This is a genomic window from Chryseobacterium sp. MYb7, assembly GCF_002979455.1.
Classification (GTDB): domain Bacteria; phylum Bacteroidota; class Bacteroidia; order Flavobacteriales; family Weeksellaceae; genus Chryseobacterium.
In genome coordinates this window covers 381,122-403,544 of record NZ_PCOU01000001.1, presented here as the reverse complement: position 1 = coordinate 403,544, position 22,423 = coordinate 381,122, and the positions used below count along the sequence as shown (strand labels likewise).

The window sequence follows — 22,423 nt, the reverse complement described above, 5'->3', positions numbered from 1 at the left end:
AAAGAAAATGAAAAATATTATCATTACAGGAGGTGCCGGATTCATCGGTTCCCATGTTGTAAGAGAATTTGTAAAAAATAATCCAAACACTACGATTATCAACCTTGATGCTCTTACATATGCAGGAAATTTAGAAAACCTAAAGGACATTGAAAATGAGCCTAATTACGTTTTCGAAAAAGCAGATATTACAAAACCTGAAGAATTAAGAAAGGTTTTCGAAAAATACAATCCTGATGCTGTTGTACACTTGGCTGCAGAAAGTCATGTGGACAGAAGCATTACAGATCCAATGGCATTTATCAATACAAATGTGAACGGAACGGCTAATCTTCTGAACCTTTGTAAAGAGTTCTGGACATTAAATCCGGATCATACTCATGGCAGATTCCCGAACGAGAAAAGAAACAATCTTTTTTATCACATTTCTACGGACGAAGTATATGGAAGTTTAGGTGAAACAGGGTTCTTTTTAGAAACAACCTCATACGATCCTCAATCTCCGTATTCTGCATCAAAAGCTGCTTCTGATCATTTGGTAAGAGCTTACGGAAACACTTACGGAATGCCGTTTATCGTATCTAACTGTTCCAACAATTACGGTCCAAATCATTTCCCGGAAAAACTGATTCCTCTTTGTATTTCGAATATCATCAATGAAAGACCACTTCCTATTTATGGTGATGGAAAATATACAAGAGACTGGTTATTTGTCATTGATCACGCCAAAGCTATTCATCAGATTTTCAATGAGGCTAAAACAGGCGAGACATACAACATCGGAGGATTCAATGAGTGGCAAAATATTGATCTTGTAAAAGAACTGATCAAACAAATGGATGCTAAGCTGGAAAAGCCGGAAGGCTATTCTGAAAAACTGATTACTTTTGTAAAAGACAGACCAGGCCATGATAAACGCTATGCCATTGACGCAACAAAATTAAATAAGGATTTAGGCTGGAAACCGTCAGTAACTTTCGAAGAAGGGTTAGGAAAAACGATCGACTGGTATCTTGAAAATAAAGAATGGCTGGAGAATGTAACTTCAGGGAATTATCAGGATTACTATAGCAAGCAATACAACTAGACATTTTTCTGTTAAAACAATAAATGGGAAGTATAATTTCTTTACACTCGAAAGAAATTATACTTAAACCCCAAAAAATAAGATTAATACGCACCAATACATGAAAGGAATAATATTAGCCGGAGGATCCGGAACCAGACTTTACCCTCTAACTATTGCTGTAAGCAAGCAGCTAATGCCTGTTTATGACAAACCTATGATTTATTATCCGCTTTCCACGCTTCTTTTAGCCGGAATCAAGGATATTCTAATCATTACTACACCACATGACCAGGAAGGCTTTATCAAGCTTTTAGGTGATGGTTCTCAAATTGGCTGTAACATAGAATACGTTGTACAACCAAGCCCTGATGGTTTAGCACAAGCTTTTATTTTGGGCGAACAATTTATTGGTAATGATTCTGCTGCGCTGGTACTGGGAGATAATATTTTCTACGGTTCCGAAATGGGAACTTTATTAAAAAATAAAACCAATCCGGAAGGAGGAGTTGTTTTTGCCTACCATGTTGCTGATCCCGAAAGATATGGTGTTGTAGAATTTGATAAGGATCTGAAAGCTGTTTCTATTGAAGAAAAACCTTTAAAACCTAAGTCAAATTATGCTGTTCCCGGGCTTTATTTTTATGACAATAATGTGGTGGAAATTGCTAAAAACATCAAACCTTCTCCAAGAGGTGAGCTGGAAATCACTGATGTTAACAACGTTTATCTAAATAACGGGAAGCTGGAAGTTGCCGTTCTTGACAGAGGCACCGCATGGCTGGATACAGGAACTTTTGATTCTCTTCATGATGCTTCAGAATTTGTAAGCGTTATTGAAAAGAGACAGGGGTTCAAAATTGGCTGTATTGAAGAGATTGCATTTAGGAATAAATTCATCAATGAAGATAAACTTCTAGAAACAGCCGCCAAATACGGCAAAAGTGGCTATGGAGAGTACCTGAAGCAACTTATCGTTAAATAATCAATATAATTTATAAAATTCTCAAACTATTGGCTTTAAAGCCAATAGTTTTTGTTTATACCAGCAAATATCAATATATTAGTTGTTAATTTTTAATTTTATTAAAATGAAAAATTCAAAATTAAATAACAGGGTAATAAATAATTATTATAAATTTGCAAAAAATTACACAAATGAATGAACCACAACAGACGTGGACAGAAACGATTGATGCAGATCATTCGTTATTTGACCTGAAACTAAAAGAAGTCTGGAGATACAAAGATCTTGTTTATATGTTTGTAAAAAGAGATTTTGTATCCAGTTTTAAACAAACTGTTTTAGGACCGATCTGGTTTTTTATCAATCCCATTCTTACCACCATCGTTTATTTGGTTATTTTCGGAAGGATTGCCAAACTCCCTACAGATGATGCACCACCACTTCTTTTTTATCTGGCAGGGGTAACACTATGGAATTATTTTTCCACTTCATTGCTAGCTACATCTACTACTTTTGCAGGCAATGCGGGGATATTCGGAAAAGTATACTTTCCAAGACTGGTTACACCATTATCCATTGTTATTTCTAACCTTATGCGACTTGGGGTACAGTTCCTTCTATTCATTCTTGTATGGGGGTATTATTTGAGTAAAGGGCAGGTAAACCCCAATTGGTGGGTTTTAGCTACTCCTTTTCTCATCTTAATGATGGCGTTTTTCTCTTTGGGACTGGGAATGATATTCTCTGCTCTTACCACAAAATACAAAGATCTTAGTATGCTTTTAGGATTTGGTGTTAGTTTATTTATGTATGCGACTCCTGTTATTTATCCTACTTCTGCTCTTAGAGGAGTTTTCAAAGAACTTGCTTTATATAATCCTCTGACAGGTATTTTTGAATGTTTTAAATATGCCTGGTTAGGCGTGGGTGACTTCTCTCCTACAATGCTGGGTATAAGCTCTTTCATAATTGTTATTATTATGGCTATAGGAGTTGTAATTTTCAATAAAGTTGAAAAAACTTTTATGGATACCGTGTAATTAATTATTCCTTTAAAAATTTAAATTAAAAAAACATGCTAGCTTTAAAAGCAGAAAATATATCTAAGCAATACCGTCTTGGGCAAGTCGGAACGGGAACACTATCTCATGACTTGAACAGATTCTGGTACAAAGTAAGAGGGAAAGAAGATCCTTATTTGAAGATTGGTGAAGCCAATGACAGAGCTACAAAAGGGGATTCCGAATATGTATGGTCTCTTCGTGATATCGATTTTGAGATTGAAAAAGGAGATGCTGTAGGGATCATCGGAAGAAATGGTGCAGGAAAATCTACTTTGCTGAAATTATTGAGCAAAGTAACAAAACCTACCACAGGGAAAATATATACAAATGGTAGAATTGCTTCTTTATTAGAAGTAGGTACAGGCTTTCACCCGGAAATGACAGGGCGGGAAAATGTCTTTCTAAATGGAGCAATCCTGGGGATGACCCGTAAAGAAATTAAACGAAAATTTGATGAAATTGTAGCTTTCTCCGGAGTAGAAAGGTATATAGACACTCCTGTAAAAAGATATTCATCAGGAATGTATGTTCGTCTGGCTTTTGCCGTGGCAGCACATTTGGAATCTGAAATCCTTATTGTAGACGAAGTTTTAGCAGTAGGAGATGCTGAATTTCAGAAAAAATGCCTTGGAAAAATGAATGACGTTACAAAAGGAGAAGGAAGAACAATCCTTTTTGTAAGTCACAATATGGCAGCTGTAAAGCAGCTTTGTACATCCGGCATTCTATTAAAAAACGGACAGGTTGCTCATCAGGGAGATATCAATAGTGTACTTGAGAATTATATCATTAACGAGCTTTCCCCTAATATTGAATTCAGTTATATTGAAGATCTAAGTAAAAAAGCCCAGATTCAAAAAGTTCGAATTTATAATAATAAATCTGAAGACACCACAGAATTCGGACATAGTGAAGATATCAAACTTGATATAAGTTTTGTCAATAGAAGTGTAAATAAAGGGATAAGAGTGAACATTGCTATTTTAGACAAATTTGAAAATGTAATCTTTGTCACCAGAAAAGTATTTGAAGATAAAAATGAAAATAATTTCACAGTAAAGATTGAAGGAGGTAAATTAATACCTAATACGTATGTACTTTCAGTGGCTATAGATACTCCTTCAGTAGAATTATATGATATTATAAATGGAGGGATACAACTTAATATCATTGAAACAGGACATGAAAATTTTCTTACCGGAGACACAGATAACGGAATTATTACCCCTCCTGTAATATGGATGTAAAATAATGGGTAAAAAAATACTAATTCTTTCTACTGGTGATGTAAATGGAGCATACGAAGCCATGTACAAAATAGCTCATATTATGAAAAATATGGGACATGAAGTTGTGATGTGTGTAAAACAAAAAACAAAAAATGAAGATTTCATTAAAGTTTATAAACATATTACTTCTTCTGCAGCACAGCCTGGATTATTAACAAGAGCTATCAATAAATTAAAGAATAAAATTAAGCCCTTACAGATAGAAGCACCGCTGAGTACAGACGGCAAATATGCTTTTTTAAGTACAGATGAGTTGTCGGAAAATATTAATGTTCAAAGTATGCTGAAAACGGTGGGCTTCACCCCTGATTTTATTTTCACAGGGATGACCATTGATTTTCTCAATACAACAGATCTTCTCAATATATACAATGCTACGAAAGCAAAAATATATAATATTACAGTAGACATGAATCATTTCACAGGAGGATGCCACTTCTCCTGGGGATGCGAAGGATATATCAGAGGATGCGATGAAAATTGTCCCGCTATCACAAAAGAGAATGAAAAAGTATTGGCGAAGGATAATTTTAACAGAAAATACGAAAATGCCCAAAAAGCTAATTTTCAAATCATTGCCGGATCAGGATTAACATTAACGCAATCTCAAAATTCGAAGATTTATAAAAATCAGAAAACGATTTATAATATCAACAGTTTAATTGATACCAACCTGCTCAATGACAAGAATAAATCAATAGCCAAAAGGATTTTTTCATTGTCTGATGATCATTTTTATATTTTAACAGGAGCACAGAATATGGACGACCCCAGAAAAGGTTTCAGATATTTGATGGAAGCTCTTGAAATACTGGATCAGGAATTACCTCAGCATCTAAAAGATAAGATCGTTCTGCTGGTAGTTTCCAATAGAGTGAATGAAGAGTTTGACAAGGTTACCTTTACCAAACAGAAAATAGATTATATAAAAGATTACAGACTGCTGGCATTATTGTATCAGGCTGCTGATCTTTTTGTGAACTCCTCCATCGAAGATTCGGGTCCCATGATGGTTTCTGAAGCCTTAGCCTGCGGAACTCCGGTTGTAGGTTTTGATACAGGTGTTCTAACCAATATGGTAATAGATAATTATAATGGGTATAAAGCTCCGTTGAAAGACAGTAAAAAATTAGCCGAGGGAATTAAAAATATATTTGAGCTCAGTAAAGACTCTTACAGTATATTTTCTAAAAATGCAGTTCATCAGGTAGAGGAATTCTCCTCCTATGAATACGCAGAAGAGATTTTCACTAAAATTTTAACACAGGATGATCAAAAGACTTTATAACGAAAAAATTTCCGGACTCGGCCTTTCTATTTTCAGAATTGCCTATACAATGGTATTACTTTGTGAAGTAGTTCAGCTCAATTATTTCAAACATCTGATTTTTGATAAGATTCCATTTATAAGACCCGCTGAAATTGACTTTGGTATTCCTCTGAGGATCTGGATGATTGCCATCATTTTCATCATATTTGGGCTTTTCACAAGACTGGCAACGATCATTAATTATTTAATGACCGTCATTCTGATAGGCAGTATAACTACCTATGAGTATCATATGTTTTATGCTTATCTGGGCATCAACTTTCTCTTAATGTTTTTGCCTATATCCAGAAATTTATCGCTGGACAGGCTTCTCTTGAAGTATAAATATTCAAACACCAGATTTCAGTATAACCCACCTGAAAAGATCAGTACTTTATGTTATCTTGTTCCTATATTCGTTGGGCTGGCTTTTGTCTATTTTGATTCCATATTCTATAAATTTACCTCATCTTACTGGACTGTAGGATTGGGAATGTGGTATCCAAGCAGTCTTCCTTTCACCAATTATATTTCCATTCCTTATATACTGGATCAAAAGTACCTGATGCTGTTTTTGGGATATTTAACCCTTATTTTTGAATTTATTTTCATTTTTACTTTTTTCCTGAAAAAATGGAGAATTCCATTGCTAATCATTGGGTTGGGATTACATCTAGGCATTTTGATATGCTATCCTATTCCTTGGTTCGGATTAGGAATGTGTACCATTTATCTGCTAATGGTTCCTGTTTCATGGTGGGAAAAATTATTTAAAAGCACTGAAAAACCAGCACGTCTCACTTTTTATTATGATGGAGAATGTCCGTTGTGTAACCGAACCAAGATTACGATACAACATTTTGACATTGCAAAAAGAATTGATTTCAAAACAGTACAATATTACGCTGAGCAAAATGAATTATTAAAAGGTATTTCCACAGATGAACTCCTAAATGATATTCATTCTGTAAGAAACGGAAAAGTTTATAAAGGATTGGATACCTACATTCAGGTTTTCAATGCCATTACTTATTTAAAGCCACTAAGCTGGATCTTACGTATTCCCGGAATTTACCACATGGGAAAAGCTGTTTACCAATATGTAGCCAAGAACAGAAATACAGAACGCTGTACAGAAGAAAACTGCGGTTATATTCCCCCTATTATTCCTATGGATGAGGACAAAATAAAGATTCTTGAGAATTATACTGTTAAAGATTTCAGAATCTCCCTTATCAAAGGAGGCCTGTGTCTAGTTATACTATTTCAAATAATTGTTTCTTACAATTCTATAAAGAACAAAGGAGGATTTGAAAACACTTCAGCAGGAAAAGAAATGAGTAAAATCTCAGATGCGGTAGAAAAGCCTACGAAGACTTATCTTGGGATTACCCATCATGCTGTTTTTATGGATTATCATTTTAATCAATACAACCATATTATTTCTGTTATTTATGTTGATAAAAAAGGCCAGCAGGTATGGCTGCCTATTATTAATAATGATGGTACAGCAGGAAGCTACCTTCATGGCCCCACATGGATCAAATGGACGTTCCGTACTACAGATAATATCATTAATCAGGACAATCTGAAAAGAGGAATCAGGGACTTTACCGCATTCTGGGCCAAAATGAATGGAGTAAGTCTGGAAGATGCTAAATTTATCATCAAAGTAAAGAAAATTGACACTCCTCCTTATCATTGGGAAAAAGGATTCCTAAAAAAGCAGATGGACAAACCATGGATGGATGTAGGTATTGTAACCTGGCATAATAATAAATACACTATAGACATCAAAGAAATTGAAAGTTTATAACATTTTATTGAATAAAATCTTACCCTCAAATTTTAAAACAATAAAAAAATGAAAAAAATAGCAATATTGGGAGCAAGTTACTTACAGCTTCCCCTTGTTCAAAAGGCAAAGGAAAACGGACTGGAAGTTCATTGCTTTGCATGGGATGATGACAAAGCAGTTTGTAAAGATATTGCCGACCACTTCTATGATGTTTCTGTTTTAGAGAAAGATATAATTCTTAAAGAATGTAAAGCAATAGGAATAGACGGCATCCTTACTATAGCTACAGACATCTGCATTCCTTCCATTGCATATGTAGCCCATAATTTAGGTTTAACAGGGAACAGTATTGAATGTTCATTACTGACAACCAATAAATCATTCATGAGACAATGCTTCAGGGAAAATAACATAGCTTCTCCTCAATCCGTCACTGTTTCCGAATTTAATGCAAAAGATTTTGAATCATTCGCTTACCCACTGATTATCAAACCATCAGACAGATCAGGAAGTTTAGGAGTCATTAAAGTTACTTCGCTGGAAGAGTGTAAAAAAGCGATTGAAAATGCCATACAGGTTTCCTTTTCCAAAACTTGTGTGGTAGAAGAATTTATTAAAGGAAAAGAAGTAAGTGTAGAAACTATAAGTTTCAAAGGCGAACATCTCATTATTACCATAACAGATAAAGAAATAACAGAAGAGCCCTATTTTGTAGAACTTGCGCATCACCAGCCAAGTGCATTTTCTGAGGAAATTAAAAACAGGATCCGTGAGGTAAGCTATCATATTCTGAATGCGACCAAAGTTGAAAACGGTGCGTCCCACATAGAACTTATGATTACTGATGAAGGAAAAGTTTACCCTATAGAAATAGGAAGCCGTATGGGAGGCGACTTTATTGGTTCTGATCTTGTTCAGCTTTCTACAGGCTTTGATTATCTGCAGGCCGTATTGGATATAGCCTTAAACCAATACAACCTTCCCGAAAGTGTACCGTCAGCAGCATACTCCGGTGTTTATTTTCTATCGGAAGAAACAGAATTCCTGCTTCCCGTTATCAAGAGTGATAACCAGGAAAAATATATTGTTAAAAAAGAAATTTTATCACATGGTCTTAAACCTGCTCACTCAAGCAATGACAGATCCGGCTACCTGATTTACAAATCTCCCGATCATAAAATAATTTTAAAATAATGTAATTTCTCATACAAAATAACACCACAAATATGAAAAGAATTGCCATTATAGGCTCAGGGCATTTAGGACAGCAAATCGCCTACCACATCCAGCAGGATTCCGGCGATAAGGTTGTTGCTTTCTTTGATGACTTTCAGCCGCTAAGCACTATTATCAGCCAGATTCCCGTTATTGGAGGAAATGATGACGTTATTACAAAATATCAGCAAGATGAGTTTGATGCAGTTTTGATAGCCATTGGTTATAAACACCTTGGCGTAAAAAAAGAACTGTTCCAGAAACTTGCCGGTAAAGTACCCTTTCACACATTTATTCATTCTTCCTCTTACATTGATCCGGCTGCGTCAATTGGTCAGGGATCGGTAATATATCCCGGCTGCGTTATTGATCAGCATGTCAGAATTGAAGAAAATGTTTTAGTAAATATTTCCTGTTCCGTGGCACATGATTCGGTCATAGGAAGTCATTCTTTCATATCTCCATCCGTTGCTATTGCAGGTTTTGTAAATATAAAAGAACAGTGTATTATTGGAATTAATTCTACGATTATAGATCATATTACCATAGCTGCCCAAACCCAGATAGGAGGTGCAGGCGTGGTAATTAAAAATATTGACGAGCCGGGGCTATATGTAGGAAATCCTGTAAAATTTATACGATAAGCATATGAATACAAAAAAACATATTTTTTTTGGCGGATTAAATGAATTAAGAGCAATTGCTGCCTTTGCTGTTATCCTGCACCATATTGAACTGTTTAAAAGCCACGACAAAATTTCCTCTCTACTGAATTTAAAATACACCTCATATTTGGTTGAGCATTTAGGTAAAAACGGAGTACATCTTTTTTTTGTCCTCAGTGGTTTTCTGATCACTTATCTTTTACTGTCTGAAAAACAAAAAAGCAACCGTATCAACCTGGTAAAATTCTACTTAAGAAGGATATTCAGAATATGGCCTTTGTATTATATTATTGTTATTATATCCTTTATTCTGATCCCTTTTTTAGCCAATTCTTTTGCTCTATTCGCGGATTCTCCCTCATATTACAATACAGTAATTAGACAATCGGATTATGGTTTAAGGACGATATTACTGTATGTTTTTTTCCTCCCTAATCTTGCCTTATATGAAGGAAGAATTATTGTAGGAGCATCACAATCCTGGTCTGTAGGAGTAGAGGAACAATTTTATATAATATGGCCTCTTATTGTATCTTTTTTTAACAAAAAAGTAACAGCTATAGTGTTTGGAATTATTCTGTTTGTTATCGTAATGATAAATTTCAAATTTTATGATACCATATTAAGTACAATAGTGGGTATTATTCCGATTGAATATATGGCAATAGGTTCATTAGGCGGCTATTTTTATTCAGAATATTCTGATATTATTACGCAATACCCAAAAAGTAAATTCATTTATACATTGGTACTGCTACTTATAGGATTCCTGATTACGATACCTGTTTTCAGACTGTATATTCAAAATCTTGCTTTAGGATTTCTTTTTCTGGTACTTATTCTGGTGAGTATTAACCAATCCAACCCACTTCCTCTCAGGAACAGATATCTTTCATTCTTAGGAAATATCTCTTATGGTATTTATATGTACCATCCTTTTGTGATGTTTCTGCTATTCCCTGTTTTTTATAAGGTATTAGCATTTTATAATAATATATTTGTATTCAATATTGCGATATATATTTGCATTCCAGTTTTAACTGTTGTGATTAGTTATCTCTCTTTCAGATATGTGGAGAAAAAATTTATAAAAATTAAAGATGCAAAATTTAAAACACTATGATCCCATTTAACAAACCATTTATTATTGGTAAAGAACTTATATACATAGAAGAAGCCGTAAAGAGCGGTAAAATTTCAGGAGATGGAATGTTTACAAAGAAATGCCAGCATTTTTTTGAAAAAAACTATAATTTCCCAAAAGTACTAATGACAACATCATGTACTGATGCTTTGGAAATGGCAGCTATTCTGTGTGATGTAAAACCCGGCGATGAAGTAATTGTTCCAAGCTATACTTTCGTCTCTTCTGCCAATGCCTTCGCTTTACGCGGCGCAAAAATAGTCTTCGTAGATTCTTATCCGGACAACCCCAATATTGATCCCGCAGAAATAGAAAAACATATCACTGAAAAAACAAAAGTAATTGTACCCGTACATTATGCAGGGGTAGCCTGTGATATGGAGAAAATTATGCAGCTGGCTCACAAACACAATTTATTTGTAGTGGAAGATGCAGCACAGGCCATTGACAGTTATTATACATTCTCAGACGGAACAAAGAAAGCTTTGGGCGCAATAGGGCATTTTGCTGCTTTTTCATTCCACGAAACCAAAAATATTATTGCAGGAGAAGGAGGAATGCTTGTAATTAATGATCCTAAATATTTTGACCGTGCTGAAGTAATCCGCGAAAAAGGAACCAATAGAAGCGCTTTTTTTAGAGGAGAAGTAAATAAATATGGCTGGGTAGATCTTGGCTCCTCATTCTTACCTTCAGAAATTATATCTGCTTTCTTGTATGCTCAATTAGAAAATCTGGATATCATTCAGAAAAAAAGATTAGAAATCTGGAACAATTACCAGAACGGACTTTCGGAATTAGAGGAAAAAAGGTTCATTATTTTACCTGATATGCCTTCTTATGCTACAAACAATGCTCACATGTATTATATTGTTTGCAGAAGTTATGAGGAAAGAACCAATTTGATTCAACATTTAAAGGCTCAGGATATTCACCCTGTTTTCCATTATTTAAGCTTGAATAAAAGTGATTTTTTCCTGGCCAACAATCCTAAAATTGACATCCCTAATTCTGATCATTTCACAGATTGCCTGCTAAGGCTGCCATTCTATTATGAATTATCTGAAAACGAACAGCATAAAATCATAGAGCTGATTAACATTTTTTTTGCTAAATAATACAACAGCATTGTCACTTCTGAATAATAAAAGATGAATTTTCTAAAAAAATATATTGTCAATTTTTTGTTCGATGTTCTGAATTCGAATGCTTATAAAACCCATCAACAAAACAAATTAAATACATGGGCACAGAAAAGCTTCAAAAAATTCGGAACGAATTCGGCATTGCCAGAAGAGCATTGGATAAAAAATCCTAAGTATATATCGATAGGTAATAATTTCAGCTCTTTATTCCACCTAAGGCTAGAGGCCTGGGATCGTTTTCAGAGTGAGATATTTCACCCGGAAATAATAATTGGCGATAATGTAGTTTGTAATTCCGATGTTCATATCGGAGCAATCAATAAAATTGTCATAGGAAATAATGTATTAATGGCCAGCAGAATATATATTTCTGATCATGCTCATGGCAATATAACGAGTAATGATTTAGAAAATATCCCTGCTGAAAGGCCCTTGTACTCCAAAGGTCCGGTTATTATTGAAGATAATGTATGGATAGGTGAAGGCGTATGTATTCTTCCTGGAGTTACTATTGGTGAAAACTGTATTATTGGAGCAAACTCTGTAGTAAATAGGAGTTTTCCAAAAAACTCAGTGATTGCAGGAGTTCCCGCCAGATTAATAAAAACATTAGAAAACTGATTATGAAAAAAATAAAACCACTTGCATTTTATCTCCCTCAATATCATCCCGTCCCGGAAAATGATGAATGGTGGGGAAAGGGATTTACAGAATGGACTAATGTAGGCAAGGCAAAACCTTTATTTGAAGGACACGATCAGCCTATATACCCGGCAGATCTCGGATATTATGATCTTCGGGTTCCCGAAATAAGGGAAGCGCAGGCACAAATGGCCAAAAATTACGGCGTACATGGGTTTATCTATTATCATTATTGGTTTGGAAATGGCAAACAATTGTTGGAACGTATTGCAAATGATGTACTGAAAAGCGGAAAACCGGATTTTCCCTTCTGCTTTTGCTGGGCTAATGAAACATGGTCAGGAATATGGCACGGCTTGTCTGAAAAAATATTGGTAGAGCAAGTCTACCCAAGCGAACAGGATTTAATCGATCACTTTGAATATTTATTGCCATTCTTCAAAGACAGCAGATACATCAAGGTGGATAATAAGCCTCTTTTTATCATTTATGATCCTAATCATTTAAATAAAGAAGCTCCGCAATACATTGAAAAATTCAGAGAGCTTGCAAAAGAAAACGGATTTGATGATTTGTATATCATGGCATCCAATAAACTGAGTGATGATCTTGATTTCAAATCGATGGGATATGATAGTAAGATTTCCAATGCATTTCATAAAGCATGGAATCCTCATATTCAGAAGAAAGAACATATTTCCCATTCTCAATATTATAAAAAAAGGATAAAGGGATTAATAGGATTACAAAAAAAGGAACAGCCGAAAGTAAGAACTCAGGACGCTGGTACCGTTGTAAACGATCTTCAGTATGAAGAAAGCAATGTGACCACTTACCCATGCGTTTTGCCTAACTGGGACAATACTCCAAGAAGTGGCTACAGAGGGATCATTCTTACGGATAATTCTCCGGAGTTATTTGAACAGCAGGTAGAAAAAGCAGCAAAATATCTTGAAGATAAAAAAGATTATCCTGAACAGTTTCTCATTGTAAAATCCTGGAACGAATGGGCAGAAGGAAATATTCTGGAACCGGATAGAAAATATGGTTTCGGATATTTGAATGCATTAAAAAAAATATTGAACAAATACAGTCAAAATGAGTAAATTCAGCGTACTTATCGCCAACTACAATAACGGACATTTTTTCGAGGAATGTTATCAAAGCTTAATTGCTCAGACTGAAACAGACTGGGAAACCGTAATTTTAGATGATGGATCTACCGATAATTCTCTCGAGATTATAAAAAAAATCGTAGAAGACGATCCTCGTTTTAAAATTCATCAAAACGGAGAAAATAAAGGAATCGGATATACAAAGAAAAAACTGATTTCTCTCGCAGCATCTGAAATATGCGGATTTCTTGACCCTGATGATGCATTGGTTCCTCATGCCTTAGAAATTGTTTTAAAAACCCATTCAGAAAATAAGGAAGTGGGGTTGGTATATTCTAACCTTATATTTTGTGATGAGAATCTTAACCCTCAAGCGGTTCACAAAGCCAAACAAATTACTGAATTAGACCAGTCTTATTACAATTTTAAAGGAGAAATATCAAGCTTTGCTGCTTTAAAAAAGAGCATATATGAAAAAACGGCGGGGATAGATCCCTTTTTGAAAATTGCAGAAGATAAAGATTGGTACATGAAAATATGCGAGACTGCCCCCGTGAAATACATTGATGAAGACCTGTATTTATATAGAATTCACAATAACGGAATTTCCACTACAAAAAACACGGAAAAAGCTCTTTACTGGCATTGGGTAGCCCTTATAAAAATGGCAGAAAGAAGAAATATTAATATTGAAGACCTGTTTGTACAGAACTATGTTCCAAGAAACAAATATCAATATTCCCTTGATAAACTTGAACGTGTAAAGAATTCAAGATGGGCACAATTAGGAAACAAACTCGGGTTATTTAAAATTTTTAAATACCTGTAAAATCTTTTCAAAACACTTAGATAAAAAAATATGATTATTGGTAATGGAATTCTGGCAAACTCCGTAAGATCCTATGACAGAGAAGATGTACTATTTTTTGCATCCGGAGTTTCCAATTCTCTGGAAAAAAATCCCGCAGAATTTGAAAGAGAAATCAGGCTCTTACAATCAGCTTTAGAAGAATTTCCAGATAAAAAACTGATTTATTTCTCAACCTGCAGTATTTATGATCCCACAAAAAAAGACAGCCCATATGTTATTCATAAACTTAATGCTGAAAAACTGATCACTGATACATGTAAGAATTTCATTATTTTCAGAATCGGAAATGCAGTAGGGCGTGGAGGAAACCCAAACACCCTGATCAACTTCCTTAAAGACTCTATACTCTATGAAAATAAATTCATCTTACATAATAATGCAAAAAGAATTCTTATTGGAACAGACGATATTGCTTTATTTATAAAACAATATATTGATGAATTTAATAATGATATTGTCAATCTTACATACCCTTACCAATATTCTCTTCCTGAGATTCTTTCTCAATTGGAAGAACATTTAGGTAAAAAAGCAGTTTATGAAAATATTGATGAAGGTTCTTTTTATACAATTGAATTCAATTCCACTACAGAAACTTTTTTTACAGGAATTTCTTCTGAAGATTATTTACGAAGATTATTCTTAGCTTATTTATAAAGTAAAAATTTATTTGATGAAACATAAAATTTCCATTATAGTTCCCTGTTTTAATCATGCTAAATTTCTGGAAGAATGTATACAGTCTATTAAAGACCAATCTTACACCAACTGGGAATGTATTATTGTAGATGATGGTTCTACTGACGATACAGCAATTGTAGGCAAGAAACTTGAAAATGATAAAATACGTTACATTTATCAGGAAAACCGGGGACTTTCCGGTGCACGAAATACAGGGATCAGGAATGCTACAGGAGATTATATTCTTCCTTTGGATTCTGATGATACCCTTAATCCGTTGGCTTTAGAAAAAATGATTGCTGTTTTTGATCAGAATCCGGATACATTAATTGTGTTTTCAGACACCGTTACCTTTGGTCACACCAGTAAAAAATCTAATCTTCAGGAAAAATTCACTCTCAAAGAATTACTTTTGGGAAATAAATTATATTGTACATCCATGTTTGCCAAGAAATATTTTGATGAAGGCATTACATATGATGAGAAATTAAGACACGGTTTTGAAGACTGGGAGTTCTGGATACAGCTTATATCTGCACATAGAGAACAGCCTATCACAAAAATTGATTATGTTGTTTTCAATTACAGATCCCATCCGGAAACCTCAATGATCAAAGAAATCATTGGTAACAATGATAAGAAAGAATTTATTTACCATGCTGTATACGAAAAACATAAAGCGCTCTTTCATGAATTTTTCCCAAGCTATATTGCTCTTCTGAACAGAAAGACGTTTTATGAAACCAAGCTGGAAAATATATACAGCAGTAAACCATACAGAATCTATAACTTTATAAAAAATTTATTTAAATGAGTCAGTTTGTACATGTGATAATGACAAGATTCAATGTTCCTACAAAAGGCTGGGACGAAACCCGTTCAGGCTTCAAACCCCTTACAGAAGAATGGCTGGACGATCGTTTTAAATTGTTCAGAAAATATGTTCTTCCTTCCTATAAAGACCAAACTAACCAGAATTATATCTGGCTTACCTTTTTTGATGTTAAAACTTCAGAAAAATTCAGGAATATAATCAAAGAAATAGAAGCAGAATACCCTGTATTCAAAGCTGTTTTTGTGGAAGATTTTGATGTAATGAAAACCAAAGCTGTAGAAATTATTCCGCAGTTCTTCAATTCTGACACAAAATTTGTAATCACCAGTGAACTGGATAATGATGATATGCTTCACAAAGATTACGTAAAAACAGTACAGGAACACTTCAAACCGGTTCATGACCTTGTTATTGATTTAAGAAGAGGATTCCAGCTTACTATGCTGCCAGGCCGTAAAGCCGTAGTAACAGTTTATAATGCTGTTGCCAATCCGTTTGTAAGTCTGGCGGAAAGTGTAGACAATTTTAAGACTGTCCTGAAAGAAAGAGCACACAACTGTTATCGTGATTATAAAGATTTTTCCATAGAAGATACGAAGGAAATGTATATACAGATCATCCATCAGTTTAACATGATGAATGCCACCTTCAAGCATAAGGCCGTTCCTGAGGTGAATTTTTCTGAGTTTGGAATGACAAAAGATACAGATTTTACGATAGACAGCTTCAAAACAATGAAACATAATATTTCCAGAATTCCATATGTGATGAAGCTTATTCTGAAAAAATTTATAAAGTAACAAAAGCTTAGCTTTTACACTTAAAAAAACATAATTTGACACAATGAAAATTTCTGTAATTATTCCCGTTTACAATGCTGAGAAATATGTTTCCCAGGCTGTGGAATCTGCTCTTCAGTTCGATGTTGTGCATGAGGTGGTATTAGTGGAAGATAAATCTCCGGACAACGCCTTGCAGGTATGCCGGGAACTTGCCGGGAAATATGACAGAGTAAAACTCTACCAACATCCGGACAAAGGAAATCACGGAGCCGGCGCCAGCAGAAACCTTGGAATGGAAAAATCGGAAGGAGACTTTATTGCATTCCTTGATGCTGATGATTATTATATGCCCAACCGTTTTGATGCAGAAAAAGAACTTTTCCCCAATAAAGAGGTAGATGGCGTATATGGCGCTATAGGAGTACATTATTATTCTGAAAAAGCAAAAGAACAATATTATAAGGTCTTTGGCGACCGCCTCACTACCGTTTATAAAAAACATGATCCAAAAGATGTATTTCCGGGACAGCTTAATATGAGAGGAACTTTCGGGCTTTTCAGCATTGATGCTTTAACAATCCGAAAAAGCTCTTTGAAAAGCATGGAGTATTTCTTTAAAACCCATTTGAGACTTCATCAGGACACAGAATTTTTATTCAGACTCTCCTACTATCTTAATTTATATCCGGGAATTCTTGACAAAGCGGTAGCCATAAGAGGAGTTCATGAGAATAACAGAATTACCAAAATAGATGCAAGAGAAGTAAAACCTGCGTCAACAAGAGCTGTTCTGTGGAAGGAAGTAAACCATTGGGCAGAAAATGAAAATACCATTCCTGACGATGTTAAGCTTCACATTAAAAGAGTATACCGAAGCTTCCAGATTGCGAATGCTCCTTTATTGAAAAAGTGGGGAATGATTACAAAATACCTGCTTACAGATTATAAAAGTATACGTTCCGGATTGTACAATATCAATTTCAGGAAAGACTTATTCTCCTAATCAGATTCTAAAGATTAATATCTCGTCCGTCTATAAAACTAAATATTTAGTTTTATAGACGGACGCTCATTTTTAACGCTTTACAAAATGAATTTTTCTTAAAAGATCACGCATCGGTTTTTCAATAAATTGGTAAAAAACTGCTGAACTGAATAACATCACAATAATGTAGATTATAAATACAACATCAATATTGAAGGTGTACTGCTGCCATTGTAAAAACTCCCTTACCAGATAAAGAACCGGAATATGAGTGATATAGATCCCATAACTTATTTCTCCCAGGTATTCCAGCGGTTTTAGTGAAAATAATTTACTTACTCTTCCATTATTAGCCGAAATCATCATAATAGCAGGAACAAAAAGCAGAGCCATCAAACCATTATGGTAGAAAAGCGGAACAAACATCAGTGATACAAGAATCAGGAAAAAAAGAAAAATAACCTGACGGTCATAATTCTTCTGTCTGTAGTTTATAACGAAATATATCCCCGCCAGATTCCCGATCAGAAATTCATTAAGATGCCATAAAGGAAAATAATACAGAAACTCATGGCTTTTCGTGTGTGGTCCTTCGTAAGCGCCATATACAGGATATAAGTTAGAAAATACCTGAGTAATCAGCCAAAGGCCAATGGCAAATACCCAAATCGTCTTATTCTTCTTAGCATAAAAATAATTATAAAGTAATGGAAAAAGCAGATAGAAGAAAAATTCTACGGAAATAGACCACCCGGGAAAGTTCAGGATCATGGCTTCTCCCGGTATCCAGCTTTGAATTCCCAATCCGTATAAAACCAGTTTATACCAGTCGAACATATCATACCTAGTCATGAAATACAGCAACAAACCCAGTATATAAAGCGGATAAATCCTTGCAAATCTGTTTTTATAGAACTCCAGATAATCTATTTTATCTTTTTTATGGTATGCAATGATCATAATAAATCCCGAAAGAATAAAGAAATAGCTTACCCCTACATTCGCCCTCAGAAACAAATTGGAAATATAATCTATCTTATATAAAAACAGATCTTTGTTGAAATGGGAAATAACAATTGCCATAGCGGCAACAAACCGGGTAAATGTAATCTGACTTATCTTCACAGAATTGCAAAATGCTTTACTTTATTAAAACATGGCCATATCAATGCTAAAAGCCTGTTTTATTTCATATAAAGTATTAATTTTAAGGCACAAAAATAAGATTTATTATTATAATTTATGCAAAACGGAGTATCTTTGTCAACTACAAATGTGAAAAATAAATTTAGGTATGCTTGATGAAATTTTAGCAAAAATTCAACGTAAGAGCCAGATTTCTCGTCTCAAAAAACACCCTCATGTTTCTTTTAAGGGCATAAAGCTTGGGATCAGTGATCATTTTATCCTGCATGAAAATCTAAAAAAAGTTACGATCGGCAGTTCTGTCAGTTTCAGAAATTATATACACATTTTGGTGGAGAAAAATGCCACTTTAGAAATCGGAAATAACTTTTTCATGAATAATTTCTGTTCCATCAACTGTCTGGACAGCATTTCTATAGGTGACAATACTTTATTTGGGGAAAATGTAAAGCTGTATGACCACAACCACGCCTACCAGTCTCACCCGGAATTTAAATTATTTCACTCTGAATTCAAAACAGCACCTATCAGAATCGGAAACAATTGTTGGCTCGGAAGTAATGTTACCGTCTTAAAAGGAGTAACTATTGGAGACAACTGTATCATCGGGGCAGGATGTACCATTCATAAAGATATCCCTGCTAATACCACTGTAATCAATCGTCAAGATTTAATATTCAAGGAACATTAATGAAGTTTTCTATTCTTATTGCCCATTATAACAACGCCCTTTTTTTCAAAGAATGTTTTGAAAGTATCCTTCAGCAAACCTATACAAATTGGGAAGCCATTATTTTAGATGATGCATCCTCTGAACACGAAAAGAAAATGGTCCAGGAAATCATTTCAAATGATAAAAGGTTTAAATTTTTTGAAAATGAAAAGAATTCCGGTGTAGGAGTTACAAAAAGCAAACTGATCGAACTGGCAGAAGGAGACATTTGTGGATTCCTGGATCCCGATGATGCCATCAACCCTACAGCCATTCAAAAATGTATGGAAATCTTTCAGGCTAAAAAAGATACCGTTCTTACTTATTCCCGGTTTATGACATGTGATCAGAACCTGAAGCCTATTGCCCCCTTCAGATCTGCTATGCAGGTACCGAATGGTGATCCTTATTTTTTTAATTTCCCGATTCAGATTGCTCATTTTGTGACTTTCAGAAAATCGGTTTATGAGCAGACTGAAAAAATGAATCCTAATTTAAAAATCGGTGAAGATCAGGATCTGTATCTTAAAATGTATGAGAAAGGGAAAGTTCAGTTTATTAATGATACCAATTACCTTTACAGAACGCATCTGGGAGGAATTTCCCAGAACGACAATAAAAAGAAATCCCATGAGTATTTTGCTCAGGTGATTTTCAACACAATGAAGCGAAGAGGCCTTACCACCATCAATGGTCAGAACGTTCCTGATCATTATACAGGAGCAGATGAAATTTTTGACCTGTTGCAATATCAGCATCAACTGCCTTTCCGTATTAAGAAAAAAATAAAAATTACTTTACAATCAATTTTCGGATAATGTTAGAAAAAAAAATAAAAATCTTATTCAGACATCGTTCCATGGAAATGGGAGGGGTAGAAAAAGTACTGTTGAGCCTTCTCAACAACCTCAACCCAGACAAATTTGAAATAACGGTATGCCTTACCCTCAATCAGGGCAAATTGCGTGATGAACTTCCAAAACATATCAGAAAAATATACCTTACGGATGGAAAAGAAGATTTTTCCGACAACTCTATTTTACAGAAACTTCAGCTTGTTAAAAGAAGATTGAAGCTAAGAAAGCTAAAAAATAATCCCGCCATTGCAGACCGGCTTATTAATGATACTTTTGATATAGAAATCGGGATGGATTACAGGGATTATGATGCAATTCTGAATTCTACCCATACAAACTCCAAAAAGATAGGATGGTTTCATTCTGAGGTCAATGTACCTCAGTTTCAGCCATTGGTTCCGGATATTTTAAAGAGCTTTCCCCAGTTTGATCATATGGTATACTGCTCTCATAAGATAAAGGATATGATGCATGAGTATTATCCTGACCTCAATTATCCGGCGGAAAGTGTTATTATCAATCCTATTCCTATCGAAGAAATAAAGCGCAAAGCAGAAGAAAAGCTTGATAATTTCCCTGAAGGACCTGTTTTTGTTTCCATTGGAAGACTTCATTCAAGGAAGGGATATCATAAACTTATTGAAGCTCATACAAGGCTCATCAATGATGGTTTCCATCATACTATTGTTGTTATAGGCGACGGTGGTGAAATGAAAAACCTTAAAGAACAGGCAGCAGCTAACAAGGTGGAAAAGACATTCATTTTGGTTGGAAATCAAATGAACCCTTATCCTTATATCAAAAAAGCGGATTATTTTGTCCTTCCATCAGAATCTGAAGCATGGCCATTAGTGATTGCCGAAGCATTAATTCTTCAGAAGCCTATTGTGGCTACTAATGTGGGTGATGTAGGATTGATGATCAAAGACAAAGAAACAGGATACCTCATCAGTTATGATGTTGATGAGATGTATAAAGGAATAAAAGCCTTCCTTACAGATCCTGCTCTTGTTCTTCATATCAGAGAAAATCTCAAAAATATTGAAAGTCAGTTTGACAATAAGAAAATATTTGACAGTGTAGAAAACATTATAGAAACACTGCACAAACAATAAGCTATTGGGCGGAATATCCTCCGTCAATCACAAGATTGGTTCCTGTGACCCATCTTGAGGCATCAGACAATAGAAAAATACAAGCATTCGCTACATCTTTAGGATCACCTATTCCCAGCGGATGCTTTTTTATGATTTCTGATGAAGCTTCATCACCAATATCTTCAAACATTTTTTCCAAAATGGGAGTATTAACCATTGCTGGGCTTATACTATTGACACGGATATTACTTCTGGAAAGCTCCATAGCCAAAGAACGGGCTCCTGAAATGACAGCTCCTTTACTGGCAGAATAAGCTGCTTTTCCTGCCTCCCCTACCATTCCTGCAACGGAAGAAATAAATACAAAACTAGAGGTTTCGTCTTTATATTTTTTTAAAGATAAAATTTTAGCAATTTCAAGTCCTGCAATGACGTTGACAGCAAATATATCCTGATACAACTGAGGATTGTGCTTTTTTAACGGTAATGTTTTCTCAATACCGGCACAGTGTATAAATCCTGATATTTTACCTAAAACTGAAACTTTATCTGCAATGATAGCTTCAAGGTTTTCAGATTGGGTAATATCTTCAGTAATGGTTTCTACTTTTGTTTCAGGAGCCAGCATAGAAACGGTTTTCATCAGTTCATCATGGTTTCTTCCCACGAGAATAAGATCAGCACCACTTTTACTACATTCTACAGAACAACTTCTCCCTATTCCGGAAGAAGCGCCTGTAATGAGAATAATTTTATTTTTTAATGAGAAAGCATCCATTAATCTTCAAAATTTTCTTTTCCTATAACATTCATCAAATCTGAAACGGTTTCGATATCTTTAAAATGCTTTGTATCAATTTTTTTGTTGAAATTTTCGTCTACAAATGCAATAACAGAAAGCAAACTGATAGAGTCATAGCTTTCCAGAGATTTCAAATTTGTGTCAGTAGTTAATGTGTTATCTTCTTCCAATTCTTCCTGTAGTTTTTCTAAAAAAACGGATGTCTTCATATTGTATAATTTTAAATGTTTGTTGTT

The 22,423-nt window shown here is 34.7% G+C and carries 23 protein-coding genes; 20 read left to right on the top strand and 3 right to left on the bottom strand.

The features are described 5' to 3' along the window. The first annotated feature begins 7 nt into the window (after window positions 1-7). The 17 genes from rfbB (at window position 8) to CQ046_RS01750 (ending at window position 17,591) form a co-directional block, all read left to right on the top strand. Entirely contained in the window at window positions 8-1,087 is a 1,080-nt protein-coding gene (gene rfbB, locus CQ046_RS01830; RefSeq protein WP_105700616.1) for a dTDP-glucose 4,6-dehydratase, read from the top strand. A 100-nt stretch (window positions 1,088-1,187) separates the two neighbouring features. Continuing rightward, a complete protein-coding gene (gene rfbA / locus CQ046_RS01825; RefSeq protein ID WP_105700615.1) occupies window positions 1,188-2,051 on the top strand; it encodes a glucose-1-phosphate thymidylyltransferase RfbA in 864 nt (287 codons plus the stop codon). A gap of 173 nt (window positions 2,052-2,224) precedes the next feature. Next, entirely contained in the window at window positions 2,225-3,073 is an 849-nt protein-coding gene (locus CQ046_RS01820; protein ID WP_105700614.1) for an ABC transporter permease, read from the top strand. A 35-nt stretch (window positions 3,074-3,108) separates the two neighbouring features. Then, window positions 3,109-4,344, top strand: a complete 1,236-nt coding sequence (locus tag CQ046_RS01815) for an ABC transporter ATP-binding protein (RefSeq protein ID WP_105700613.1) — start codon at window positions 3,109-3,111, stop codon at window positions 4,342-4,344. A gap of 4 nt (window positions 4,345-4,348) precedes the next feature. Beyond that, complete coding sequence (locus tag CQ046_RS01810) at window positions 4,349-5,674, top strand: glycosyltransferase (RefSeq protein WP_105700612.1); 1,326 nt, start codon at window positions 4,349-4,351, stop codon at window positions 5,672-5,674. Continuing rightward, the gene (locus CQ046_RS01805; protein ID WP_105700611.1) at window positions 5,655-7,511 is read left to right on the top strand and encodes a DCC1-like thiol-disulfide oxidoreductase family protein; all 1,857 of its coding nucleotides are present in this window, start codon (window positions 5,655-5,657) and stop codon (window positions 7,509-7,511) included. Before CQ046_RS01810 ends, CQ046_RS01805 begins: the two co-directional genes overlap by 20 nt. Window positions 7,512-7,559: 48 nt before the next feature. Continuing rightward, on the top strand, window positions 7,560-8,687 hold the full coding sequence (locus tag CQ046_RS01800) for an acetyl-CoA carboxylase biotin carboxylase subunit family protein (protein ID WP_105700610.1): 1,128 nt from the start codon (window positions 7,560-7,562) through the stop codon (window positions 8,685-8,687). A 32-nt stretch (window positions 8,688-8,719) separates the two neighbouring features. After that, a complete protein-coding gene (locus CQ046_RS01795; protein ID WP_105700609.1) occupies window positions 8,720-9,352 on the top strand; it encodes an acetyltransferase in 633 nt (210 codons plus the stop codon). Between the two features lie 4 nt (window positions 9,353-9,356). Then, entirely contained in the window at window positions 9,357-10,496 is a 1,140-nt protein-coding gene (locus CQ046_RS01790; RefSeq protein WP_105700608.1) for an acyltransferase family protein, read from the top strand. Beyond that, a complete protein-coding gene (gene rffA, locus CQ046_RS01785; RefSeq protein ID WP_105700607.1) occupies window positions 10,493-11,635 on the top strand; it encodes a dTDP-4-amino-4,6-dideoxygalactose transaminase in 1,143 nt (380 codons plus the stop codon). The genes CQ046_RS01790 and rffA overlap by 4 nt, the downstream gene beginning before the upstream one ends. Before the next feature lie 33 nt (window positions 11,636-11,668). Continuing rightward, the gene (locus CQ046_RS01780; protein WP_105700606.1) at window positions 11,669-12,283 is read left to right on the top strand and encodes a DapH/DapD/GlmU-related protein; all 615 of its coding nucleotides are present in this window, start codon (window positions 11,669-11,671) and stop codon (window positions 12,281-12,283) included. A gap of 2 nt (window positions 12,284-12,285) precedes the next feature. Next, window positions 12,286-13,410 carry a glycoside hydrolase family 99-like domain-containing protein gene (locus CQ046_RS01775; protein WP_105700605.1) on the top strand — a complete coding sequence of 375 codons (1,125 nt, stop codon included), beginning with the start codon at window positions 12,286-12,288 and terminating at the stop codon, window positions 13,408-13,410. Further along, window positions 13,403-14,248, top strand: a complete 846-nt coding sequence (locus CQ046_RS01770) for a glycosyltransferase family 2 protein (RefSeq protein ID WP_105700604.1) — start codon at window positions 13,403-13,405, stop codon at window positions 14,246-14,248. Before CQ046_RS01775 ends, CQ046_RS01770 begins: the two co-directional genes overlap by 8 nt. 30 nt (window positions 14,249-14,278) lie before the next feature. Next, window positions 14,279-14,947, top strand: coding sequence for an NAD-dependent epimerase/dehydratase family protein (locus CQ046_RS01765; RefSeq protein ID WP_105700603.1), 669 nt, complete (start codon window positions 14,279-14,281; stop codon window positions 14,945-14,947). A gap of 16 nt (window positions 14,948-14,963) precedes the next feature. Beyond that, complete coding sequence (locus CQ046_RS01760; protein ID WP_105700602.1) at window positions 14,964-15,785, top strand: glycosyltransferase family 2 protein; 822 nt, start codon at window positions 14,964-14,966, stop codon at window positions 15,783-15,785. Further along, entirely contained in the window at window positions 15,782-16,606 is an 825-nt protein-coding gene (locus CQ046_RS01755) for a glycosyltransferase (protein ID WP_105700601.1), read from the top strand. Before CQ046_RS01760 ends, CQ046_RS01755 begins: the two co-directional genes overlap by 4 nt. A gap of 43 nt (window positions 16,607-16,649) precedes the next feature. Further along, a complete protein-coding gene (locus CQ046_RS01750) occupies window positions 16,650-17,591 on the top strand; it encodes a glycosyltransferase family 2 protein (RefSeq protein ID WP_105700600.1) in 942 nt (313 codons plus the stop codon). A 72-nt stretch (window positions 17,592-17,663) separates the two neighbouring features. Here the strand turns inward: CQ046_RS01750 and CQ046_RS01745 are convergent, their stop codons facing one another. Further along, window positions 17,664-18,698, bottom strand: coding sequence for an acyltransferase family protein (locus CQ046_RS01745; RefSeq protein WP_123906554.1), 1,035 nt, complete (start codon window positions 18,696-18,698; stop codon window positions 17,664-17,666). Between the two features lie 169 nt (window positions 18,699-18,867). Between CQ046_RS01745 and CQ046_RS01740 the strand changes: the two genes are divergently transcribed. The 3 genes from CQ046_RS01740 to CQ046_RS01730 are packed head-to-tail and all read left to right on the top strand — an operon-like array spanning window position 18,868 to window position 21,403. Then, entirely contained in the window at window positions 18,868-19,410 is a 543-nt protein-coding gene (locus CQ046_RS01740) for an acyltransferase (RefSeq protein ID WP_105700598.1), read from the top strand. Continuing rightward, window positions 19,410-20,249, top strand: coding sequence for a glycosyltransferase family 2 protein (locus CQ046_RS01735; RefSeq protein WP_105700597.1), 840 nt, complete (start codon window positions 19,410-19,412; stop codon window positions 20,247-20,249). Before CQ046_RS01740 ends, CQ046_RS01735 begins: the two co-directional genes overlap by 1 nt. Next, window positions 20,249-21,403, top strand: coding sequence for a glycosyltransferase (locus tag CQ046_RS01730; protein ID WP_105700596.1), 1,155 nt, complete (start codon window positions 20,249-20,251; stop codon window positions 21,401-21,403). Before CQ046_RS01735 ends, CQ046_RS01730 begins: the two co-directional genes overlap by 1 nt. 1 nt (window position 21,404) lies before the next feature. Here the strand turns inward: CQ046_RS01730 and CQ046_RS01725 are convergent, their stop codons facing one another. Then, window positions 21,405-22,163 (bottom strand): SDR family NAD(P)-dependent oxidoreductase, encoded by a 759-nt coding sequence (locus CQ046_RS01725; RefSeq protein ID WP_105700595.1) that lies wholly within the window; start codon window positions 22,161-22,163, stop codon window positions 21,405-21,407. Then, entirely contained in the window at window positions 22,163-22,396 is a 234-nt protein-coding gene (locus CQ046_RS01720; RefSeq protein WP_105700594.1) for a phosphopantetheine-binding protein, read from the bottom strand. The genes CQ046_RS01725 and CQ046_RS01720 overlap by 1 nt, the downstream gene beginning before the upstream one ends. Window positions 22,397-22,423 lie beyond the last annotated feature (27 nt).

Bases quoted from the DNA above. Each gene is read 5' to 3' on its own strand.
- rfbB (WP_105700616.1), top strand. From the start codon at position 8: ATGAAAAATATTATCATTACAGGAGGTGCCGGATTCATCGGTTCCCAT.
- rfbA (WP_105700615.1), top strand. From the start codon at position 1,188: ATGAAAGGAATAATATTAGCCGGAGGATCCGGAACCAGACTTTACCCT.
- CQ046_RS01820 (WP_105700614.1), top strand. From the start codon at position 2,225: ATGAATGAACCACAACAGACGTGGACAGAAACGATTGATGCAGATCAT.
- CQ046_RS01815 (WP_105700613.1), top strand. From the start codon at position 3,109: ATGCTAGCTTTAAAAGCAGAAAATATATCTAAGCAATACCGTCTTGGG.
- CQ046_RS01810 (WP_105700612.1), top strand. From the start codon at position 4,349: ATGGGTAAAAAAATACTAATTCTTTCTACTGGTGATGTAAATGGAGCA.
- CQ046_RS01805 (WP_105700611.1), top strand. From the start codon at position 5,655: ATGATCAAAAGACTTTATAACGAAAAAATTTCCGGACTCGGCCTTTCT.
- CQ046_RS01800 (WP_105700610.1), top strand. From the start codon at position 7,560: ATGAAAAAAATAGCAATATTGGGAGCAAGTTACTTACAGCTTCCCCTT.
- CQ046_RS01795 (WP_105700609.1), top strand. From the start codon at position 8,720: ATGAAAAGAATTGCCATTATAGGCTCAGGGCATTTAGGACAGCAAATC.
- CQ046_RS01790 (WP_105700608.1), top strand. From the start codon at position 9,357: ATGAATACAAAAAAACATATTTTTTTTGGCGGATTAAATGAATTAAGA.
- rffA (WP_105700607.1), top strand. From the start codon at position 10,493: ATGATCCCATTTAACAAACCATTTATTATTGGTAAAGAACTTATATAC.
- CQ046_RS01780 (WP_105700606.1), top strand. From the start codon at position 11,669: ATGAATTTTCTAAAAAAATATATTGTCAATTTTTTGTTCGATGTTCTG.
- CQ046_RS01775 (WP_105700605.1), top strand. From the start codon at position 12,286: ATGAAAAAAATAAAACCACTTGCATTTTATCTCCCTCAATATCATCCC.
- CQ046_RS01770 (WP_105700604.1), top strand. From the start codon at position 13,403: ATGAGTAAATTCAGCGTACTTATCGCCAACTACAATAACGGACATTTT.
- CQ046_RS01765 (WP_105700603.1), top strand. From the start codon at position 14,279: ATGATTATTGGTAATGGAATTCTGGCAAACTCCGTAAGATCCTATGAC.
- CQ046_RS01760 (WP_105700602.1), top strand. From the start codon at position 14,964: ATGAAACATAAAATTTCCATTATAGTTCCCTGTTTTAATCATGCTAAA.
- CQ046_RS01755 (WP_105700601.1), top strand. From the start codon at position 15,782: ATGAGTCAGTTTGTACATGTGATAATGACAAGATTCAATGTTCCTACA.
- CQ046_RS01750 (WP_105700600.1), top strand. From the start codon at position 16,650: ATGAAAATTTCTGTAATTATTCCCGTTTACAATGCTGAGAAATATGTT.
- CQ046_RS01740 (WP_105700598.1), top strand. From the start codon at position 18,868: ATGCTTGATGAAATTTTAGCAAAAATTCAACGTAAGAGCCAGATTTCT.
- CQ046_RS01735 (WP_105700597.1), top strand. From the start codon at position 19,410: ATGAAGTTTTCTATTCTTATTGCCCATTATAACAACGCCCTTTTTTTC.
- CQ046_RS01730 (WP_105700596.1), top strand. From the start codon at position 20,249: ATGTTAGAAAAAAAAATAAAAATCTTATTCAGACATCGTTCCATGGAA.
- CQ046_RS01725 (WP_105700595.1), bottom strand. From the start codon at position 22,163: ATGGATGCTTTCTCATTAAAAAATAAAATTATTCTCATTACAGGCGCT.
- CQ046_RS01720 (WP_105700594.1), bottom strand. From the start codon at position 22,396: ATGAAGACATCCGTTTTTTTAGAAAAACTACAGGAAGAATTGGAAGAA.